Source organism: Parasphingopyxis sp. (assembly GCF_028279465.1).
Classification (GTDB): Bacteria; Pseudomonadota; Alphaproteobacteria; order Sphingomonadales; family Sphingomonadaceae; genus Parasphingopyxis.
Genome location: NZ_JANQNS010000015.1, coordinates 422,423 through 441,852 on the forward strand (window position 1 = coordinate 422,423; position 19,430 = coordinate 441,852).

General features: G+C 63.6%; 12 protein-coding genes. 10 read left to right on the plus strand and 2 right to left on the minus strand.

What is annotated here, in order from left to right:
- Window position 1: 1 nt before the first annotated feature.
- From Q0974_RS11660 to trxA, 7 genes are all read left to right on the plus strand, one after another.
- On the plus strand, window positions 2–2,362 hold the full coding sequence (locus tag Q0974_RS11660) for a PAS domain-containing sensor histidine kinase (protein ID WP_299327782.1): 2,361 nt from the start codon (window positions 2–4) through the stop codon (window positions 2,360–2,362).
- Window positions 2,363–2,683: 321 nt separating this feature from the next.
- Window positions 2,684–3,166, plus strand: a complete 483-nt coding sequence (gene tsaE, locus Q0974_RS11665; RefSeq protein WP_299327784.1) for a tRNA (adenosine(37)-N6)-threonylcarbamoyltransferase complex ATPase subunit type 1 TsaE — start codon at window positions 2,684–2,686, stop codon at window positions 3,164–3,166.
- Complete coding sequence (locus Q0974_RS11670; RefSeq protein WP_299328505.1) at window positions 3,163–4,155, plus strand: phosphotransferase; 993 nt, start codon at window positions 3,163–3,165, stop codon at window positions 4,153–4,155. Before tsaE ends, Q0974_RS11670 begins: the two co-directional genes overlap by 4 nt.
- Window positions 4,152–4,913, plus strand: coding sequence for a nucleotidyltransferase family protein (locus Q0974_RS11675; RefSeq protein ID WP_299327786.1), 762 nt, complete (start codon window positions 4,152–4,154; stop codon window positions 4,911–4,913). Before Q0974_RS11670 ends, Q0974_RS11675 begins: the two co-directional genes overlap by 4 nt.
- On the plus strand, window positions 4,906–7,881 hold the full coding sequence (gene addB / locus Q0974_RS11680) for a double-strand break repair protein AddB (RefSeq protein ID WP_299327788.1): 2,976 nt from the start codon (window positions 4,906–4,908) through the stop codon (window positions 7,879–7,881). The genes Q0974_RS11675 and addB overlap by 8 nt, the downstream gene beginning before the upstream one ends.
- A gap of 230 nt (window positions 7,882–8,111) precedes the next feature.
- Entirely contained in the window at window positions 8,112–11,591 is a 3,480-nt protein-coding gene (gene addA / locus Q0974_RS11685) for a double-strand break repair helicase AddA (protein WP_299327790.1), read from the plus strand.
- A gap of 53 nt (window positions 11,592–11,644) precedes the next feature.
- Window positions 11,645–11,971 carry a thioredoxin TrxA gene (trxA, locus tag Q0974_RS11690; RefSeq protein WP_299327792.1) on the plus strand — a complete coding sequence of 109 codons (327 nt, stop codon included), beginning with the start codon at window positions 11,645–11,647 and terminating at the stop codon, window positions 11,969–11,971.
- Window position 11,972: 1 nt separating this feature from the next.
- Here the strand turns inward: trxA and Q0974_RS11695 are convergent, their stop codons facing one another.
- Window positions 11,973–12,770, minus strand: coding sequence for an inositol monophosphatase (locus tag Q0974_RS11695; RefSeq protein ID WP_299327794.1), 798 nt, complete (start codon window positions 12,768–12,770; stop codon window positions 11,973–11,975).
- Window positions 12,767–13,966, minus strand: a complete 1,200-nt coding sequence (gene argJ, locus Q0974_RS11700) for a bifunctional glutamate N-acetyltransferase/amino-acid acetyltransferase ArgJ (RefSeq protein WP_299328507.1) — start codon at window positions 13,964–13,966, stop codon at window positions 12,767–12,769. Before argJ ends, Q0974_RS11695 begins: the two co-directional genes overlap by 4 nt.
- 131 nt (window positions 13,967–14,097) lie before the next feature.
- On the opposite strand from argJ, the gene Q0974_RS11705 reads away from it, so the two are divergent.
- The 3 genes from Q0974_RS11705 (at window position 14,098) to Q0974_RS11715 (ending at window position 19,430) form a co-directional block, all read left to right on the plus strand.
- Window positions 14,098–14,766 (plus strand): energy transducer TonB, encoded by a 669-nt coding sequence (locus tag Q0974_RS11705; protein ID WP_299327796.1) that lies wholly within the window; start codon window positions 14,098–14,100, stop codon window positions 14,764–14,766.
- Between the two features lie 103 nt (window positions 14,767–14,869).
- Window positions 14,870–17,611 carry a preprotein translocase subunit SecA gene (secA, locus tag Q0974_RS11710; protein WP_299327798.1) on the plus strand — a complete coding sequence of 914 codons (2,742 nt, stop codon included), beginning with the start codon at window positions 14,870–14,872 and terminating at the stop codon, window positions 17,609–17,611.
- 31 nt (window positions 17,612–17,642) lie between these two features.
- A complete protein-coding gene (locus Q0974_RS11715; protein WP_299327800.1) occupies window positions 17,643–19,430 on the plus strand; it encodes an adenylate/guanylate cyclase domain-containing protein in 1,788 nt (595 codons plus the stop codon).

A 19,430-nucleotide genomic window follows, 5' to 3' on the forward strand; every position in this document is an offset into this window, starting at 1 on the left:
GATGATTACCGTTTCGACGACGACGGCGGTGGTGACCGGCATGCTGCTCGCCGCCTGGCTCGGCGTGGCGGTCTGGGCGACGCTCGCCGGGCTGCGACGCAAGGCGGCGGGCGAGCGGGCGGCGGCGGCCGCGCGGCGCGGCGGCATGCTGCTCGAAAGCGCGCCCACCGCCTTCATGATCGTCGATGCGAAAGACCGGATCGATCCGGGGCCGGGGCTCGAACACTGGCTCGGCCTGCAGACCGCGCCCAGGCGGCTCGCCGATTTCCAGGATCTGCTGAGCGAGAAGCGGTTCGCCGCCTTCACCGAAACCGTCCGCGACGCCCGCCGCACGGCCAAACCTTTCGGTATGGAACTGCGCATTGCGGGATCGGACCGCATCCTGTTCGCGCGCGGCGGCCCCGCGCCCGATCCGCTGGGCGGCAATCAGGCGGCGATGATCTGGCTATTCGACATGACGGACACGCGCAGCGAGATCGCGGCGCTCACCAGCCAGGCCGATCGCGCGGGCGACGCGCTGGAATCGCTCTCGCGCCTGATCGAGGCCGCGCCCTTCCCGATGTGGCATCGCGGGCCGGACCTTCGCCTCACGCTCGTCAATCAGGCCTATGTCCGCGCCGTCGAGGCCGAAAACGCCGCCGAGGTCATCGCGCGCGGGCTGGAGCTGATCGAGCTGCCGGGGCCGGACAGCGCCCAGGCCGTCGCCGCGCGCGCCCGCGAGGAGGAGACGGCCCAGTTCCGCACCGTCCCGGCGACGATTCGTGGAGAGCGCCGCGCGACGCGCATCGCCGATATCCCGCTCGGCGATGCCGGGGTCGCCGGCTATGCGGTCGATATCGAGGAGCTGGAACAGGCGCGCGCCGAGCTGGCCCGTTTCGGCCGCGCCCAGCGCGATATGCTCGATCTCCTCTCCGCAGGCGTCTCCCAGTTCGGGCCGGACCGCTCGCTGACCTTCTCCAACCAGCCCTTCGAGCGGCTGTTCGAGATGAAGAAGGAATGGTTGGCCGACCGCCTCGAATTCGATCGCGTGCTGGACCGGATGCGCGAGGTCGACCGCGTGCCCGAATCGCGCGATTTTCCCGAATGGAAGGCCGAGCGGCGGCACTGGTTCCAGTCCGGCGACGAACCGATAGAGGAGACCTGGCTGCTGACCGATGGCACGCATCTGCGCGTCGTCGCCCAGCCCATGCCGGATGGCGGATTGCTGCTGATCTTCGAGGACCGCACCGAACAGGCGCAGCTTGCCAGCGCGCGCGACATTCTGCTGCGTGTGCGCACCGCAACGCTCGACAATCTCTCCGAAGCCATCGGCGTGTTCGCCGCCGACGGGCGCTTGCACATCTGGAACCGCCGCTTCCGCGAAATCTGGGATCTGGAAGAAGCGCTGCTCGCCGATCATCCGCGCGTCGATGCGCTGACCGGCGCGATTGCCGATCAGTTTCTTGGCGCGGGCAGCCCGGAGGCGATCCAGGAGGCGGTGCGCGTCGCGACTAATGAGCGGCAGGAGCGGACCGGGCGGCTTGCCTTGCGCGACGGCCGCTATTTCGATTTCGCCGCCGTACCGCTGCCCGATGGCAATGCGCTGTTCACGCTGCTCGATATCTCGGACAGCAAGCGGATTGAAGCGGCTTTGCTCGAACGCAACGAGGCGCTGGAGGCCGCCGACCGGCTCAAGACCGCCTTCGTCTCCAATATCAGCTATGAGCTGCGCACGCCGCTGACCTCGATTGCGGGGTTCGCCGAGATGCTGGACGGCGGCTATGCGGGCGAGCTGCCCGAACAGGCGGCGGATTACGTCAAATCGATCCTCGATTCCGTGGCGACGCTACGCGTGCAGATCGACGAGGTGCTGGACCTGACCCAGGGCGAGGCCGAAGACCTGCCGATGGAGCGCGCCGAGGTCGATCTGCAACTGCTCTGCGAGGAAGCCGCCGCCGATGCCCGCCAGCGTGCCGGCGCGCGCAACCATGAATTCGTCGCCGAGATTGACTGGTCGGTCGGCAGCGTCACCGGCGACGCCCGCCGCCTGCGCCAGTCGCTCGATCATTTATTACGCAACGCGATCCGCTACACACCCGAAGGCGGCCGCATCCTCCTCCACGCCGAAGGCACGACGACCGAGGCACGGATCACGGTCTCCGACAATGGCGCGGGCATCAGCGAAGACGAACAGGCGCGGGTATTCGACCGCTTCCATCGCGGGGCAGGGGAGCAACAGTCGCGGGCCTTGGGGTTGGGCCTGCCGCTGACAAAACAGTTCGTCGAAGCGCATGGCGGGGCGCTGGAGCTCAAAAGTGAACCGGGGGAGGGGACGTTCGTGACGGTGGCCTTGCCGCGGGATGGTGAGGCTGGTGAGCGTTAGTTATTCATAGAAGTGATTTTGGATGAGAAGAATATGAGTCAAAAATGACTCATATTGATTAACTTCCAAACTTATCCACACCAGATGCGCTTGTAGCAGAATCAACAAACCGCCATACTGCTCTCGCAAGGCGACAATCTGTTCCAAAAGATTGTTGCTGGTTGCGGCAGAGATGGTGAAGGTGGCCCTTGCGCAGTTCCTTCCAAAAGGATTTGCGCTCCATCATCTCTGCCGCGCCACGCAGCCTAGACGGTGACGCAAAATGTGACAAGTCATCCCAACGCTTTTCGTTATTCGAATTAGTCTTTAGCGAACCTCCTTATGTGCGATGACTTTCTACTGTCTGACGAAGCCGCGACCCTCACTCTCGGCTCCCGCATCGCTGCCATCCTCCGCCCCGGTGACGCTATCGCGCTCCATGGCGATCTCGGCGCAGGAAAGACGACGTTGGCGCGGGGCATTTTGCAGGCGCTGGGTCTCGAAGGCGAGGCGCCGAGCCCGACATTCGCCATCGTCCAGCCCTATGAGCCGCCCGAAACGCGTATTCCGGTCTGGCATATCGATCTCTACCGACTCGACGATCCGGAAGAGCCGCTGGAGCTCGGGCTGGACGAGGCGCGGCGGGAGGTCGCGATGCTGATCGAATGGCCCGAACGGCTCGGCGCGGGGCTGTGGGAGGATGCGTTGCGGCTCCACCTGTCCATCGCGCATAAGCGGGGCGAAGGCGGGGCGGGGCAGTCCACCGCTCGGCGCTTGACAGCGACGGTTCCGCCCGCTTGGGAGACGCGATGGCCACTACCATGAAAAACCCCGAGTCCGCGCCCGATTTTCTCGCGGCCAATGGCTGGGGCGATGGGGCGTTGCTGCCGCTGGCAGGCGACGCCTCTTTCCGCCGCTATTTCCGCGTCGTTGCGCCGGGGCGGACCGCCGTGCTCATGCATGCGCCGGCGGATGTGGAGGATAGCCGGCCCTTTATCGACGTCGCCGATCATCTCAACCGGCTCGGCTTCGCCGCGCCCAAGATCATGGCGAGCGATCTCGAAGAGGGCCTGATCCTGCTGGAGGATTTTGGCGATGCGCGCATGCGCGAGGTCGTCGACGCGGCGCCCGAGAGCGAGGCGCGCATCTATCGCGACGCGGTGACGCTGCTCGGCGTGTTGCACCGCTCGGGATCGGGCGAGCTGCCGGCTTACACGATGGATGAATATCTGCGCGAGGCGCGGCTCTTCACCGAATGGTATGCGCCGGCGCTGTCGCTCAATGTCGATGAGACGGGCTTCGATGCGGCGTGGCAGAAAGTGCTTGGCCCGCTCACCGAGCTCGACGATCCGGTGACGGTGCTGCGCGATTATCATGCGGAAAATCTGATGCTGCTCGAGGGGCGGCACGGGATCGGGGCGCTGGGGCTGCTCGATTTCCAAGACGCGCTGGCCGGGCACCCGGCCTATGATCTCGTCTCGCTGCTGCAGGATGCGCGGCGCGATGTCACGCGCGAGCTCGAAGAGAATATGCTGACCCATTATCGCGTCACCAATCCGGTCGAGGACAGCCGCGCGTTCGAGGCGGCCTATGCGATCCTCGGTGCGCAGCGGAATGCGAAGATCCTCGGCATCTTCACCCGGCTGTGGAAGCGGGACGGCAAGTCGCGCTATCTGTCCTATCAGGCGCGCGTCTGGCGCTATCTGGAGCGGGACCTCAGGCATCCGGCGCTCGCGCCCGTCGCGGCATGGTTCTCGGCGAATGTGCCAAGCGCGAAACGGGCCGAAGCCTGGCAGGGAGGATCGCCGCGATGAACAAATATAGCGCGCCGCTCACCATCCGCCCGGCCGCAGAGGGGCCCGAGATCGATACGGCGATGGTGATGGCCGCCGGGCTCGGCAAGCGGATGCGCCCGCTGACCGCGACAACGCCGAAACCGCTCATCCAGGTACAGGGCCGCGCGCTGCTCGATCATGTGCTGGACCGGCTACGCGATGCAGGCGTGTCGAAAGCGATCGTCAACGTCCATTATCTTGCAGACGCGGTCGAGGCGCATGTCGCGCGGCGCGCCGGCGATATCGCGATCACCGTATCCGACGAGCGTTCCGAGCTGCTCGAAACCGGCGGGGGCGTGACCAAGGCGCTGCCGCTGATCGACGCCGATCCCTTTTTCGTGATGAATTCCGATGTGCTCTGGGTCGACGGGCCGAGCGATACGCTGCGCCTGCTCGCGGCGCGCTGGGACGCGGACAGGATGGACGCACTGCTGCTGCTGATCCCGCAGGCCCGCGCGCATTGCCATGGCGGGCGCGGCGATTTCCATATGGACGGCCTCGGGCGGATATCGCGGCGCAGCCGGGGCAAGATCGCACCTTTCGTTTATTCGGGCATCCAGCTCGTTTCGAAGCGGCTTTTCGAAGATGCGCCTTCGGGCCCATTTTCCACGAACATTCTCTGGGACCGCGCGATAGAGCAGGGCCGGGCGTTCGGCCTTGCGCATCAGGGGCTGTGGTTCGATATCGGCACCCCGCCCGCGATCAGGAAGGCCGAGGCGCTGCTCGTGGATGGCTGAGGCCGTCCGCCTACGCGTCTACACCATCCCGCCCCACCGGGCCTTCGCCGATGCGCTGGCGGCGGGCCTCATCCGCATGCATGGCAAAGACGCGCTGGGCCTGGCGCGCGGCATCGTCCTTGTTCCCACCAACCGTACGGCGCGCGCCATCCAGGACGCCTTCGTCCGCCGCACCGCGCCCGGTTTGCTCATGCCCCGCCTCGTCCCCATCGGCGATCCGGAAATCGCCGAGACGCTGGGCAGCGCACTCGATCCGATCGGACAGGGCGCCGAGGTCCCGCCCACAATCCCGCCGCTCGAGCGCACGATGCGGCTCGCGACCATCGTCCAGCGCGTGCGCGGCCGGATGGGCGATCCCGTCGATGCGGGCGAGGCCGTGCGGCTTGCGCGCGATCTCGGCGCGACGCTCGACCAGCTGCTGATCGAACAGGTCGATCCGCGCAAGCTGCCGGAGAGCGTCGAGGCCGACCTTTCCGCCCATTGGCAGGTCTCGCTCGATCAGCTCGATGCGATCCTCACCGAATGGCCGGCCGAACTCGCCAAGCTCGGCAGGATCGACATGGCCGAACGCCGCAACCGCCTGCTCGGCCATATCGCCGAACGCTGGCGGGAGGCACCGCCGCCCGGCTTCGTCGTGGCGGCTGGCATCGCCTCGACCGCGCCCGCCGTCGCCGCCGTGCTGCGCACCGTCTCGCGGATGGAAAATGGTTCGGTGGTGCTGCCCGCGCTCGATATCACGATGCCGGAGGCGGAATGGGATGCGCTCGGCCCGCATGAACCCGATCCGGACACCGGTTTCCGCAAGCGCGCCATCGAGACCCATCCGCAATTCGCGCTCAAGCTGCTGCTCGACCGGATGGGCGTGGCGCGCGGCGAGGTCGCGCGCTGGCGCTGGGGTGGCGGGCGCGATTCCCCGGCCGTGCGCACGCGCGCGATCGGCAATGCGATGGCGCCGGCCGAATTCACCGGCAAATGGAACGATCTCCCGCCGCGCGAACGGCGCTTGTCCGGGGTACGCGGGCTTGAACTGGCGACGCCGGCCGAAGAGGCCCAGGTCATCGCCATCGCCATGCGCGAAGCGCTCGAAGAGCCGCGCCGGACGGCCGCGCTCGTCACGCCAGACCGCGCGCTCGCGCGCCGCGTCTCGGCCCATCTGAAACGCTGGGGCATAGACGCCGACGATTCCGCCGGCCGGCCATTGTCCGAGGAGCCGCCGGGGACACTGCTGATCGCGCTGGCCGAGGCGGCGGCCGAGCGCTTCGCCCCGGTGCCTCTGCTCGCCCTGCTCAAACATCCGCTGGTGCGCGCGGGCGAGGCGCGAGGTGGGTGGCTCAATGCCGTGCGCCGTTTCGATATCGCCATGCGCGGCCCACGCCCGCGGCCGGGTCTCGACGCGGTGACGGCCTATCTCGGCGCGTTGCTGGCCAATGTGCGCGACCGGGAGAAATCGGCACTCGCCGGAACGCTGGATTGGTGGAAGGAGGTCGCGGCACTGCTCGCGCCGCTGGAACAGGCGGCGAGCCGCACGAAAGATCTGCCCGGTCTCGTCGCCGCGATCCGCGAGGCCGCGACCCGTCTGGCCGGCGATGCCGTCTGGTCCGGTCCCGATGGCCGGGAGGCCGCGCGCTTTGTCGCCGATTGCGAAGCGCAGTCGGCGCTCGGGCCGGCCGATGCGACGATCGCCGATCTTGCGCCGCTGCTCACCCATCTGATGGCCGATATCGCGATCCGCCCGCCACAGGGCGGCCATCCGCGCCTCTTTATCTGGGGCGTGCTCGAGGCGCGGCTGCAACAGGCCGACTTGATGATCCTGAGCGGCCTCAACGAGGGCGTCTGGCCGAACCTGCCGGCACCCGATCCCTGGCTCGCGCCGAGGCTGCGCGCCGAACTCGGCCTGCCCGGCCTCGAACGCCGCATTGGGCTGGCCGCGCATGATCTTGCGAGCGCGCTTGGCGGCCGGCAGGTGCTCGTCACCCGCGCCCGGCGCGATGCGAGCACACCGGCCATTGCCAGCCGCTTCTGGCTGCGCATGGAGGCGATGACCGGCGGCCTGACGCGCGCGCCGCGCTTCAAGGCCTGGGCGCAGTCTATCGATCGGGGCGAGACGGTCGCGCCCGCCGCGCGCCCCGCACCCCGTCCGCCGCTCGCCGATCGGCCCAGGCATATTTCCGTGACACGGGTCGACCGGCTCAAGGCCGATCCCTTCGCATTTTACGCGCAATCGATGCTGAAGCTCTCGCAGCTCGATCCCGTCGATGCCGAACCCAGCCCCGCCTGGCGCGGCTCGGCCGTGCACGACATTCTCGAAGACTGGTTTCACGGCGATCAGTGCGATCCCGACAAGCTCGTCCAGCGCGCCGAGACTTTGCTCGATGCGAGCGATGCCCACCCGCTGATGCGCGCGCTGTGGCGGCCCCGGCTGATCGAGCCGATCCGTTGGATGGCCGAACGCGTCCGCGCGCAGATCGCCGCCGGCCGCGTGCCGATTGCCGCGGAGATCGACGGGGAGATCGAGATTTCGGGCGTCACGCTAACAGGCAAGGCGGACCGGATCGACCGGCGCGAAGACGGAACGCTGGCGATCATCGATTACAAAACCGGCCAGCCGCCCAGCCCGGCGGCGGTCGAAGCGGGCTTCGCCATGCAGCTCGGCCTACTTGGCCTGCTGGCCGATCGTGGCGCTTTCGACGGCGTCGAGGGCGAAACCAAGGCGTTCGAATATTGGTCCCTCGGCAAGGACGGCGACGGGTTCGGCTATGTGAAGGAACCGTTCCGCAAGCGCGGCGAGATCGAGATCACACCCGACAATTTCGTCGCCCATGCCGCCTCGGTCTTCGCGAATGCCGCCGAACAATGGCTGATCGGCGAGGAGCCCTTCACGGCGAAGCTCCACCCCGAATATGCACCCTATGGCGAGTATGACCGGCTGATGCGGCTGCAGGAATGGTATGGGCGCGGCGATGGGTAAGCGGGTGCCAAAATCCTCCCCGCGCCACGCAGTCCCTATTTCCAAAGGAGTTGGGGCATATGCTGCTCAAACAGCTAACGCCCGTCATCCCAGCGAAAGCTGGGATCTCAGGCGGATAGGCTCGGCGCTTGTGGCCGGAGATTCCAGCTTTCGCTGGAATGACGTGATTGGATTTTCTGACTCAGGTCCGAAAGGGATAAGTCCCAAAGGGGTTTGGGGAGGATTTGCGCATGCCTAAGCGCCTCACCCCCCTCTATCCGCTGACCGGCGAACAGCGGGACGCGTCCGATCCCGATGCGCTGGCCTGGCTTTCCGCCTCGGCGGGAACGGGCAAGACGCAGGTGCTCACGGCCCGGGTGATGCGCTTGCTGCTCTCGGGCGTCGATCCCGCGTCGATCCTGTGCCTGACATTTACCAAGGCGGGCGCGGCGGAGATGGCCGATCGCATCCATGCGCGGCTTGCGCATTGGGTACGGCTCAAAAGCCCGTTGCTCGCCGCCGAACTCATGGCGCTCGGCGAGGCGCATGATCCGGACTCGGTCGCTCAGGCCCGGCGGCTGTTCGCGCGCGTGCTCGACGCGACAGGCGGGGGGCTGCGTATCCAGACCATCCATGCCTTCGCGCAAAGCCTGCTCGCGGCATTTCCGGCCGAAGCGCGCATCGTGCCCGGTTTCCGGCCCATCGAGGGGCGCGAACAGTCGCTGCTGATGCGTGAGACGCTGGCCGCGATGCTGGTGGCGGCGGAAGAGCGGGGCGACAATGCGCTGATCGCCGATGTGCAGCAATTGAGCCGCAGGCTGGGCGAGCAGGGCGCCGAGCGCTTTCTCGAGCGCTGCGCCCATGCGTTGGAGGCGATGATGGGGCTCGGGCCGCCCGAACTGTTCGGGGATGCGTTAAGGCGCGCGCTGGACGTGCCGCTTGGCGATGTGGATGCGGCGATCATCGCGGAATGCGCCGACGGCGCGTTCGACATGGCCGCGCTGCGCCAGGTCGCCAAGGCGAATATCGCCTGGGCGAGCAAGACGGGCCTTGCGAATGCGGATTTCATCGCGGAGTGGACGGCATCGGACGCGGAGACCCGTGCGGGGCGGCTGGAAGAGCTGCGCAATGTCTGGGCGACGAAGGCCGGCGATCTGAAGAAATTCAGCTCAAAGCAGCTCGATGCCGATCCGGATTACGCAGAACTGTGCGCGGCGCTCGATGCGGACGTGGCGCGGCTGCTGGGCCTGCGTATCAAGTCGGAATTTGCCGATTTCGCAGCCGCGGCGCTGCGCGCGGGCCGGATGTTTGCCGAGAATTATGCGGGTGCCAAGCGCCGAGCGGGCGTGCTCGATTTCAACGATATGATCGGCCTGACGCGCGACCTACTCAACCAACCCGGTATCGGTGAGTGGATCCGCTACAAACTTGATCGCTCAATCGATCATATCCTCGTCGACGAGGCGCAGGATACGAACACGGCGCAATGGTCGATCATCGCAGCCTTGAGCGGCGAGTTCTTCGAGATCGATCCCGACAGCGCCGATGCCGTGCATCGTACGATCTTCGCAGTTGGCGATTTCAAACAGGCGATTTTCGGGTTTCAGGGGACCAATCCGGAGGCTTTCGAAGCAGCGAGACAGGCTTTTTCCGGCCATATCGCAGCGCGCGGGCGCGAGCTGCGCGATCTTAGTCTCGACAAGAGCTATCGGTCCTCGCCGCCAATTCTTGAGCTGGTCGATGCGGTGATGGCGGGAGTCGGCGGGGACGCTATCGGCCTGCCGGATGGGCTGCGCGCGCATATCAGCGCGCATGAAGGGCGGCCGGGGCGGGTGACTTTGCTTGAGCCGGTGCTCGGCGCGGCGGTGGACGACGCCGATCCGGGCGAGGAGAGTTGGCTTGCCGACGCCAAGCTCGCGCTGGCGCGCAAGATGGCGCAGCAGGTGAAAGGCTGGATCGCCGAAGGACCGGACCAGATGTGGCTGGCGGGCAAGGGCAGGGCGCTGCGCCCCGAAGATGTCCTGATCCTCGTGCGCAGCCGGGGTGAGCTCGCTTCGCTGCTGGTCGCGCGGCTGCATGAGGAGGGCGTACCGGTAGCGGGCGTCGACCGGTTGATGCTGACCGATCCGCTGGCGATCCAGGATTTGCTGGCCGCGCTGCGCTTCGCGCTTCAGCCCGAGGACGACCTCAATTTCGCGAACCTTCTGGTGTCGCCGCTGTTCGGCTGGTCGCAGGAGCAACTTTACACACTCGCACGAAACAGAAAAACGAGCCTTTGGAGCGTGTTTCGTGATAGATTTGATACTGAATTGCAAGAAAATAGCGAATTCGGCGATACCCTTCTCGGTGTAAACGAAATACTCAACCAAGCCGATTTCGTGACGCCCTACCAACTTCTCGAATCCATCCTATCGGGCCCGATCCAGGGCCGCAAAAAACTGCTCGCCCGGCTAGGCGAAGAGGCGCGCGATCCGATCGAGGAATTGCTCAACGCGGCCCTGCTGTTCGAAGCCGATAACCCGCCATCCCTGCAACACTTCATCGACTGGTTCGATCGCGGCGATGCCGAAATCAAACGCGATCCCGCGGCCCCACTCGATGCGGTGCGGGTCATGACGGTGCATGGCGCAAAAGGTCTGCAAGCCCCGCTCGTCATTCTAGCCGACGCGACCTTCGATCCAGACCTGATGCGCAGCGGCACTGTCGATTTCGCGATAGACGATGATAGCCTGCCAGTCCCGCTCCCGCATCCGCGCAAGGCAGAGCAGGTCGACGCGCTCGCTGACGCCGTCGAACGCGCGAAAGCGGCGGATCGCGAGGAGCATTGGCGGCTGCTCTATGTCGCGCTGACCCGTGCCGAGGAGCAACTGGTGATCGGCGGATCGCTGGGCCCGCGCAATCGGAACGGACCGCCGGAGGATAGCTGGTACAGCGCGGTCGAAAGGGCGATGCAGGGTTTCGAAGCTGAGGCGGAGGAAAATGATATCTGGTCGGGCATGCGGCAGTTCGACGGTACGCGCCCCGCTACGCAGATGTCCCGTAAAACCGCGCCCCGCCGGTCAACCGCGCCCGATCTGGAGAAACCAGACTGGCTCGATCAATCGGCTCCGCAGGAAGAACGCCCGCCCCGGCCGCTCGCGCCATCCTCTCTCGGTGACGATCATGTGTCCGACCCGCCGCCCGATGCCACCATGCACGCGGCGGCCGAGCGCGGCCGGCTGCTACACAGCCTGTTCGAGCGGCTGCCCGACATTGCGGCGGATGAGAGGCGCGATGCGGCGCGCACCTGGTTGGAACGATCTGCCGGCGTTGAGGATTCCGAACATCGGGAGGCGCTGGTTTCCGATGCGCTCGCCATTATCGAGCATCCCGATTTCGCCGAGATTTTCGCGTCCGATGCCATGGCCGAAGCACCGATCGCGGCGGTGGTTGGGGAAATCGTCGTTTCGGGTACAGTCGACCGTCTGCGCGTCACCGACGACCGGGTGCAGGTCATTGATTTCAAGACCGGCAGTTTCGTGCCGGACGATACCGACGCCGCACCCGTTGCTCACATCCGCCAGATGGCGGCCTATGCGGCGGCGCTAGCCGTTATCTTTCCGGACCGCAGCATAGAAACAAGCTTGCTCTATACATCCGGCCCGCGCCTGATTTCGCTGTCTGATCAGGATATTGCGGCACACAAGCCCGGCTTGCCCCGCACAGAGCAAAGTTTGTCGCGCGCAGGTTGAGCGCGAGCGGGGCGCACCCTACATGCTGCTTAACCGATAAGGAGATACAGATCATGGCGACCAAGCCCGTTACCGACGGAAGTTTCGAACAGGATGTTCTCAATGCTGATGGCCCGGTTCTCGTGGACTTCTGGGCCGAGTGGTGCGGCCCGTGCAAGATGATCGGCCCGGCGCTTGAAGAACTTTCCGACGAAATGGCCGATCAGGTGACGATCACCAAGGTCAATATCGATGAAAACCCGGAAGCCGCCGCCAAATATGGCGTGCGCAGCATTCCGACCATGCTGATCTTCAAGGGCGGCGAGAAGCATGCCGAGAAGGTTGGCGCCGCACCCAAGATGCAGCTCAAACAGTGGATCGAGAGCGCTGTCGCGGTGTAGCTTAGCCGAACAATATTTCGGCCGCCCAGTCCCATAGCTCGGGCGTGGCGGCCGACAGCAGGTCCGGATCGCGGCGCGCCACACTGTAAGCATCGCCGTCCGGCCACGCGGTTTTGCCCCCCGCTTCTTCAAGAAACAGGACTCCGGCCGCATGGTCATAAGGGTATGACTTGGCGAATAGCGCTATGTCGTTTTGACCAAGGGCCACGCGCGGATATTGCTCGCCAGCGCAGCGCGGGATCGGAACGATAGTCAGCGTTCCGTCGGCGCGATTCGCGAAAGCCTGCTGCCGATCCTCATCCATAAAATGCAATCCCAGAGCCGCAAGTGGCTGACTGTGCGGGCTGGTGTGTGACGCGATCCGCTCGCCATTCAGATAGGCACCCTGACCGCGCGCGGCATAGCAGATACGCGGAGTCAACGGATCGAATATCCAGCCCGCCTGGGCTTCGGAATCGGCGAGCAGCGCAATCATCAGTGCAAAGGGCGCCCTGCCTTCCGCAAAATTCGATGTTCCGTCGAGCGGATCGATCAACCAGATCATGCCCCGGTCCAACGTCTCGAGCAGTTCCGGGTTTTCAGCAGCGCCTTCTTCGCCGACAATCCGCGCCTCCGGCAGAAGCTTGGTCAGTCCTTCTGCAATACGCTCTTCGCTTGCATGATCGACGATTGTGACGATATCCCCCGGCGCCTTTTCAGCAATATCTTCGCTCGCGAGCTGCTGAAAACGCGGCAGCACGATATCTTTCGCAACCGCGCGCATGAGCATGGTGACCTGCTCGGCGAGGATCGGGTTCATGTACGGTAATCCGCGTTGATCGAGATATAGCCATGGGTGAGGTCGCAGGTCCAAACGGTTGCATGGCCGTTGCCGATCCCCAGATCGACGCCGATTTCGATATTGTCGCCCTTCAAATGCGCCGCGACGGGCGCTTCGTCATAGCCGTCCACGGCCAGCCCGTTTTCGGCCACTTGCGTTGCGCCGAACCGGATCGAGAGCCGGTCGCGGTCCGCCGGTTCGCCGGCCTTGCCGACCGCCATAACGACCCGACCCCAATTGGCGTCTTCCCCCGCAATCGCGGTTTTCACGAGTGGCGAATTGGCGACGGACAAGGCCACGCGCCTCGCGCTTTCGCCGCTCTCCGCGCCTTCGACCCGAATCTCGATAAATTTCGTCGCACCTTCGCCATCACGCACGACGAGCTGGGCAAGCTCCAGACAGACGGCTTCGAGTGCGGCGGCGAAGGCATCTGCGCCGGCATCGTCCATCGCGGCAAGAGGTGAATTGCCTGCCTTTCCGGTCGCGAAGAGCAGCACGGTATCCGATGTGGAAGTGTCGCTATCGACGGTGATGCAATTGAAAGTTTTGGCGACGGCGCGGTTCAGCATGTCCTGAAGCAACGCCGGCTCTATGGCCGCATCGGTGAAGACAAAGCCCAGCATCGTCGCCATGTCCGGTGCGATCATGCCCGATCCCTTGGCGATGCCGCTAATCTGCACGGTGGTGTCGGCGATCACGGCGCTGGCCGTCGCACCCTTGGGGAAGGTGTCTGTCGTGCCGATAGCGCGCGCGGCGTCCTTCCAGCGCGCTGCATCCGCTGTAAATACCGCATCCAGCCCCGCTTCGGCCTTGTCGATGGGCAATGGTTCACCGATCACCCCGGTTGAGGCGATAAACACTTCGTGCGGTTCGCAATCGAGGTGGTCGGACACCTTGGCCGCAATCGCCTCGACCGCATTGCGCCCCCGGTTGCCGGTGAATGCGTTGGCATTGCCCGCATTGACGACGAGCGCGCGCGCTTTTCCATGCTGGAGCGCATGGCGGCACCATTCGACCTCGGGAGACGGGCAGCGCGACCGAGTGGTGACACCAGCCACAGCAGTATCTTGCGCGAGTTCGACAAAGGTCAGATCGCAGCGATCCCAAGTCTTGTAGTGTGCGCGCGAAACACGAGGGCATGCGCCTCGAGGCGAACACGTAACTGGAAAATCGATACCTTTGCTCTTGTTTTTCGTCATGGCGGCCCGCCTATCCTTACTTATTGCGGAGGGGAACTGAAAAGTTGTCGTAGGGCTAGCTGGATCGTACTAGACTTCGCAAAATCATATCTAGGGCAGCATTCTACATGAGAAAATTTTTGGTCAGTTTTGCCACTGCATCGGCCGCAAGTATTGCATTGGCTAACCCCGTATTTGCACAGACACAGCCAACCCCAGCAGTTCCGTTAGGTAATCCAAGCTTGTGGATTACCAATGCCGACTATCCGGCTATGTCAATCAGGCTCGAAGAAGAAGGTACAGCCGGTTTTCGGTTGCGGGTTGGTGCTGACGGTAGAGTGAAAGAATGCACGATTACTTCATCAACGGGCTCCGAACTGCTCGATGAGCAAACATGTGGAGCGCTGACGTTTAGGGCGAGGTTTGCGCCTGCGCGAGATGGGGAAGGAAATCCGATCGAGGGATCATATTCCAGCTCTGTACGATGGGAGATTCCTAGATCGTCACTTGGCGATATGGAAGATGCGTCGCTTGGCGTGAGGCCGTCAGCATACTTGGTTGAGTTCGTTGTCGATTTTGCCGTGGATGGAACGGTCTTGAATTGCCAGCTAGCCTTTGTCGAACCTGCGAGCGAAATTGTAGAGGCTATGGAGCAGCAGTTCTGCCAGCAATATGAATATTCAGGATTTCAAATACTGCCTTACACGGACGAGGATGGTAATCCGGTTCCCAGGCGAATCCGAACGCGGATGAGCACGTCAATCGAGGAAATCCCGGAGAGCGATACCGTGGAATAATTGACTATCCTCCCCCCGATCCCTACATCGCGCGCCTAGGTTTTTCGGGGATTTCGGGCCGTTTTTCGCGGCCTTCCCAGCACAATAAACGTCAGGAACGCCCATGTTTGGCGGCATTGCCAAATCGCTATTCGGATCGAGCAACGACCGGTATCTCAAGAAACTCGACAAGATCGTGGCGCAGATCAATGCGCTGGAGCCCGACATCCAGGCGCTCGATGATGAGCAGTTGAGAGCGCAGACGCCGAAGCTGAAGGACAGGCTCGCGGCTGGCGAAACGCTCGACGATGTTCTGCCCGATGCCTTTGCGACTGTGCGCGAGGCGGCGATGCGGACGCTTGGGCAGCGTCATTATGACGTGCAGATGTTGGGCGGTATCGCGCTCCATCGCGGCGAAATCGCGGAGATGGCGACGGGCGAGGGCAAGACGCTGGTCGCGACGCTGCCGACCTATCTGAATGCGCTCGAGGAAAAGGGCGTCCATGTCGTCACAGTCAACGACTATCTGGCTCGGCGCGACGCGGAATGGATGGGGCAGGTCTATCGCTTCCTCGGCCTTGAGGTCGGCGTGATCGTGCCCAATCTGCCTGAGGAGCAGCGGCGCGCGGCATACGCAGCCGATATCACCTATGGCACGAATAACGAGTTCGGCTTCGATTATCTGCGCGACAATATGAAATATTCGCGCGCGCAGATGGTGCACCGGCCGTTCAACTTCGCGATCGTCGATGAGGTGGACTCGATCCTGATCGACGAAGCGCGGACGCCGCTCATCATCTCCGGTCCGACCGAGGACAAATCCGAGCTCTATATGGGCGTCGACGCTGTGGTGAAGCAGTTCGATGAGGAGGATTACGAGCTCGACGAGAAACAGCGCGCCGTTACGCTGACCGAGGATGGCACGGAAAAAGCCGAACGGATGCTCGAAGAGGCGGGGCTGCTCGAGGGCGCCAACCTTTACGATTACGAAAATACGCTGGTCGTGCATCACCTGCAGCAAGCGCTGCGCGCCAATACGCTGCAGAAGCGCGACAAGGATTATCTCGTCAAGAATGACGAAGTCGTCATCATCGACGAGTTTACCGGACGCATGATGGAAGGGCGCCGCTGGTCGGACGGGCTGCACCAGGCGGTCGAGGCCAAGGAAGGCGTACCGATCAAGCCGGAAAACCAGACGCTCGCCTCGATCACCTTCCAGAATTATTTCCGTATGTATCCGAAGCTCGCCGGGATGACGGGCACAGCGCTGACCGAGGCGCCGGAATTCTTCGACATCTACAAGATGAACGTCACGACCATCCCAACCAATGTTCCGATCCAACGGATCGACGATACGGACGAATTCTACAAGGACGAGATGGACAAGTTCGCGGCGATTGCAAAGGCGATCGGCGAAGCGAGCAAGAAAGGCCAGCCCGTGCTCGTCGGCACCGTGTCGATCGAGAAATCGGAACTGCTTTCGGAGTTTCTCAACAAGGAGAAGGTCGAGCATGCGGTGCTGAACGCGCGGCACCATGAGCGCGAAGCGCATATCGTCGCGCAGGCTGGCCGCACTGGCGCCGTTACCATCGCGACCAATATGGCGGGCCGCGGCACGGACATTCAGCTCGGTGGCAATGTCGAGTTCCGTATCGAGGACGAACTCTCCGAGATGGAAGAGGGGCCCGAGCGCGATGCGGCGATCGAACGGATCAAGGCCGAAGTCGCCGAAGAGAAGGAAAAGGTGAAAGCGGCGGGCGGTCTGTTCGTTCTCGCCACCGAGCGCCACGAGAGCCGCCGGATCGATAACCAGCTGCGCGGCCGGTCCGGGCGTCAGGGCGACCCGGGCCTGTCGCGCTTCTATCTCTCGCTCGATGACGATCTCTTACGCATTTTCGGACCGCAGACGATGTTCGCGAAGATGGTGCGCAGCAATCTGGAAGAGGGCGAGGCGATCGTATCTCCCTGGGTCGCGAAAGCCATCGAGACCGCACAGAAGAAGGTCGAGGCGCGCAACTACGATATCCGCAAACAGGTCGTCGAATATGACGATGTCATGAATGATCAGCGCAAAGTGATCTATGAGCAGCGCGGCGATATCATGGATGCCGAAGAAGTCGATGATATCGTCGTCGATATGCGGGCCGAGACGGTGAACGGCATTGTCGCCGATCATTGCCCGCACGGCACCTATCCTGAACAATGGGATATCGACGGGCTGAAGAAATCGGTCGATGACATATTGGGCGTCCAGCCGCCGATCGACGACTGGATGATAGAGGATCAGGTCGAACCGGACCTCATCGAAGAGCGGTTGCTTGAGCTGGCTGATAGGACCGTTGCCGAGAAATCGGAAGACATCCCGGCCAACGACTGGGTCGAGGTCGAAAAGAGCATATTGCTGCAGAATCTCGATACGCAGTGGAAGGAGCATCTCTCGACGCTCGATGCGCTGCGCCAGGTCGTGAATCTGCGCTCCTATGCGCAGAAAAAGCCGATCGACGAATATAAGCGCGAAGCCTTCGCCATGTTCCAGCTGATGCTCGTCAATATCCGCGAAGAGGTCACTAAGACGCTGGCGTTTGCGCAGTTCACCCGGGCCGAACCGCCGCCCTTGCCGGACCTGCCGGACTTCATCACGACGCATATCGATCCGCTTACCGGCGAGGATAACAGCGCGGACATCGATGCTGGCGATCTCGGCTTGGTGAAGGCGAAACTTCCGCCGCGCCAGTCGGGCGCGCCGCGGCTTGACGAGATGTCGGCCGGCAATCCCGAAGAATGGCAGGGCAAGGTGAGCCGCAATGCGCCATGCCCATGCGGTTCGGGCCGGAAATTCAAGCATTGTCACGGCGCGCTCAAATAGCGGGTCCATCGGAGCGGCGCGGGGGCGGTTGATGACCATGGATGCCGCCGCCAATCCCCTTGCGCTCGCCAGAGAAGCGCGCACCAATGGCGACTTTCTCGCGGCCTACGATATCGCCATGACGGCGAAGGCCGAAGGCCTGTCACATCCCAAGCTCGATTACTTCGCTGCGCTCGCCTTGGCCGATATGGGCGAGACCGAGCGCGCGGCCGAACTCTATGCGTCGGAAGGACTCGCAGACGAACCGGATAGCGATATCCGGGCGCTCAACGGCCGGCTGAAGAAAGAGTTGGCGCAGCGCTCGCCGGGTGAGACGCAGGCTCGACTTTTCGCCGAGTCCAGCCAGGCCTATCATGCGCTTTACGACGAGACGCATGCCTATTTTCCGGGCGTAAACGCCGCGACGATGGCGCTCCTGGCTGGCCAAGAGGCCGACGCCAGGAGCCTCGCGCGCGAAATTCTCGCGCATCCCGAAATCGCCGATCCCGACGACTATTATGCCTTTGTTACGGCGGCCGAAGCCCATATCATTCTCGACGATGGACCGGCGGCACTGGCGGCGATGCAAAAAATATCGGGGCTCAGCGGTATTCAGGCTGGCCAAAGAGTTTCGACCCTGCGCCAGATGCATCTGATCCAGCATATCGTGCCCGCGCGCCAAGTCGCGATTGCGCCACTGCTCGGTCTTCTACGGCCGGCACCCGTGCTCTATTACTCGGGGCATATGTTCGTCGAGGACGAAGCAGTTGAGGCGCGGTTGGCCGCCGATATTGCCGCCGCTTTCGACGAAATCCGGCCCGAGTTTGCCTATGGCGCGCTTGCCTGCGGCGCCGATATCATGATTGCCGAGGAAGCCCTGAAGCGGGGCTGTGAGCTGAATCTCGTTTTTCCCTTCGACATCGACGACTTCATCGCGCAATCCGTCGTGCCGGGCGGGCAGGGATGGCTGGACCGTTTTCATCGCTGCCGCGAACAGGCCAAGCGCGAGAGCTTCGCCACCGATTCCGAATATATCGGCGATCCGAAACTGTTCACCTACGGATCGCATATCGCGATGGGGCTCGCGCGTATGCGGGCGCGGCATCTGCATACGGAGGCCGTGCAACTGGCGGTCCTCCAACAGGATTCCGAAAGGAAAGCGGCCGGAACGCTGCGCGATGTCGAGAAATGGCAGAGCTTTGGGCAGCGGGTGCGGATCGTCGATCCCGGTGCCATCGATCGCAATCTGCACCGCCCGCCTGATATCACTGTGCCCGCCGAAGTGTCGCGCGGCGCTTACTCACTGATATTCGCCGATTTCGCCGGTTTTTCGAGCCTCAATGAAAGCGTCCTGCCGCTATTCAACCTTACGGTTCTCGGTCGGATGGGACGCGTACTCGATGCCCACGCAGACAAAATCCTGTACCGCAACAGCTGGGGTGACGCGCTTTATGCCGTGATCACCGAGCCCGAATATGCGGCCAGCATCGCGCTCGAACTGCAGCAACGGCTCGGCGACATGCCGCAGGAGTTACTCGATTGTGCGGGTCCCAATTGCGGGATGCGTGTGGGTGTGCACCACGGCCCGATCTACCGGGCCTTCGATGCTGTAATGCAGCGCGAATCCTTCTTCGGGACCGAAGTGACGCGGACGGCGCGTATCGAGCCCGTTACGCCGACAGGCGAAGTCTATGTCACCGAAGCGTTCGCGGCGATGCTGGCCGTGCAGAGCGAGCAGCCTTTTGTTTGCCAATATGTCGGCCAGGTACAGCTTGCGAAAGGCTATGGCGCGCTTGCGATGTACAAGCTCGATCGGCGCGGCGATGTTCTTGAAGGGTAA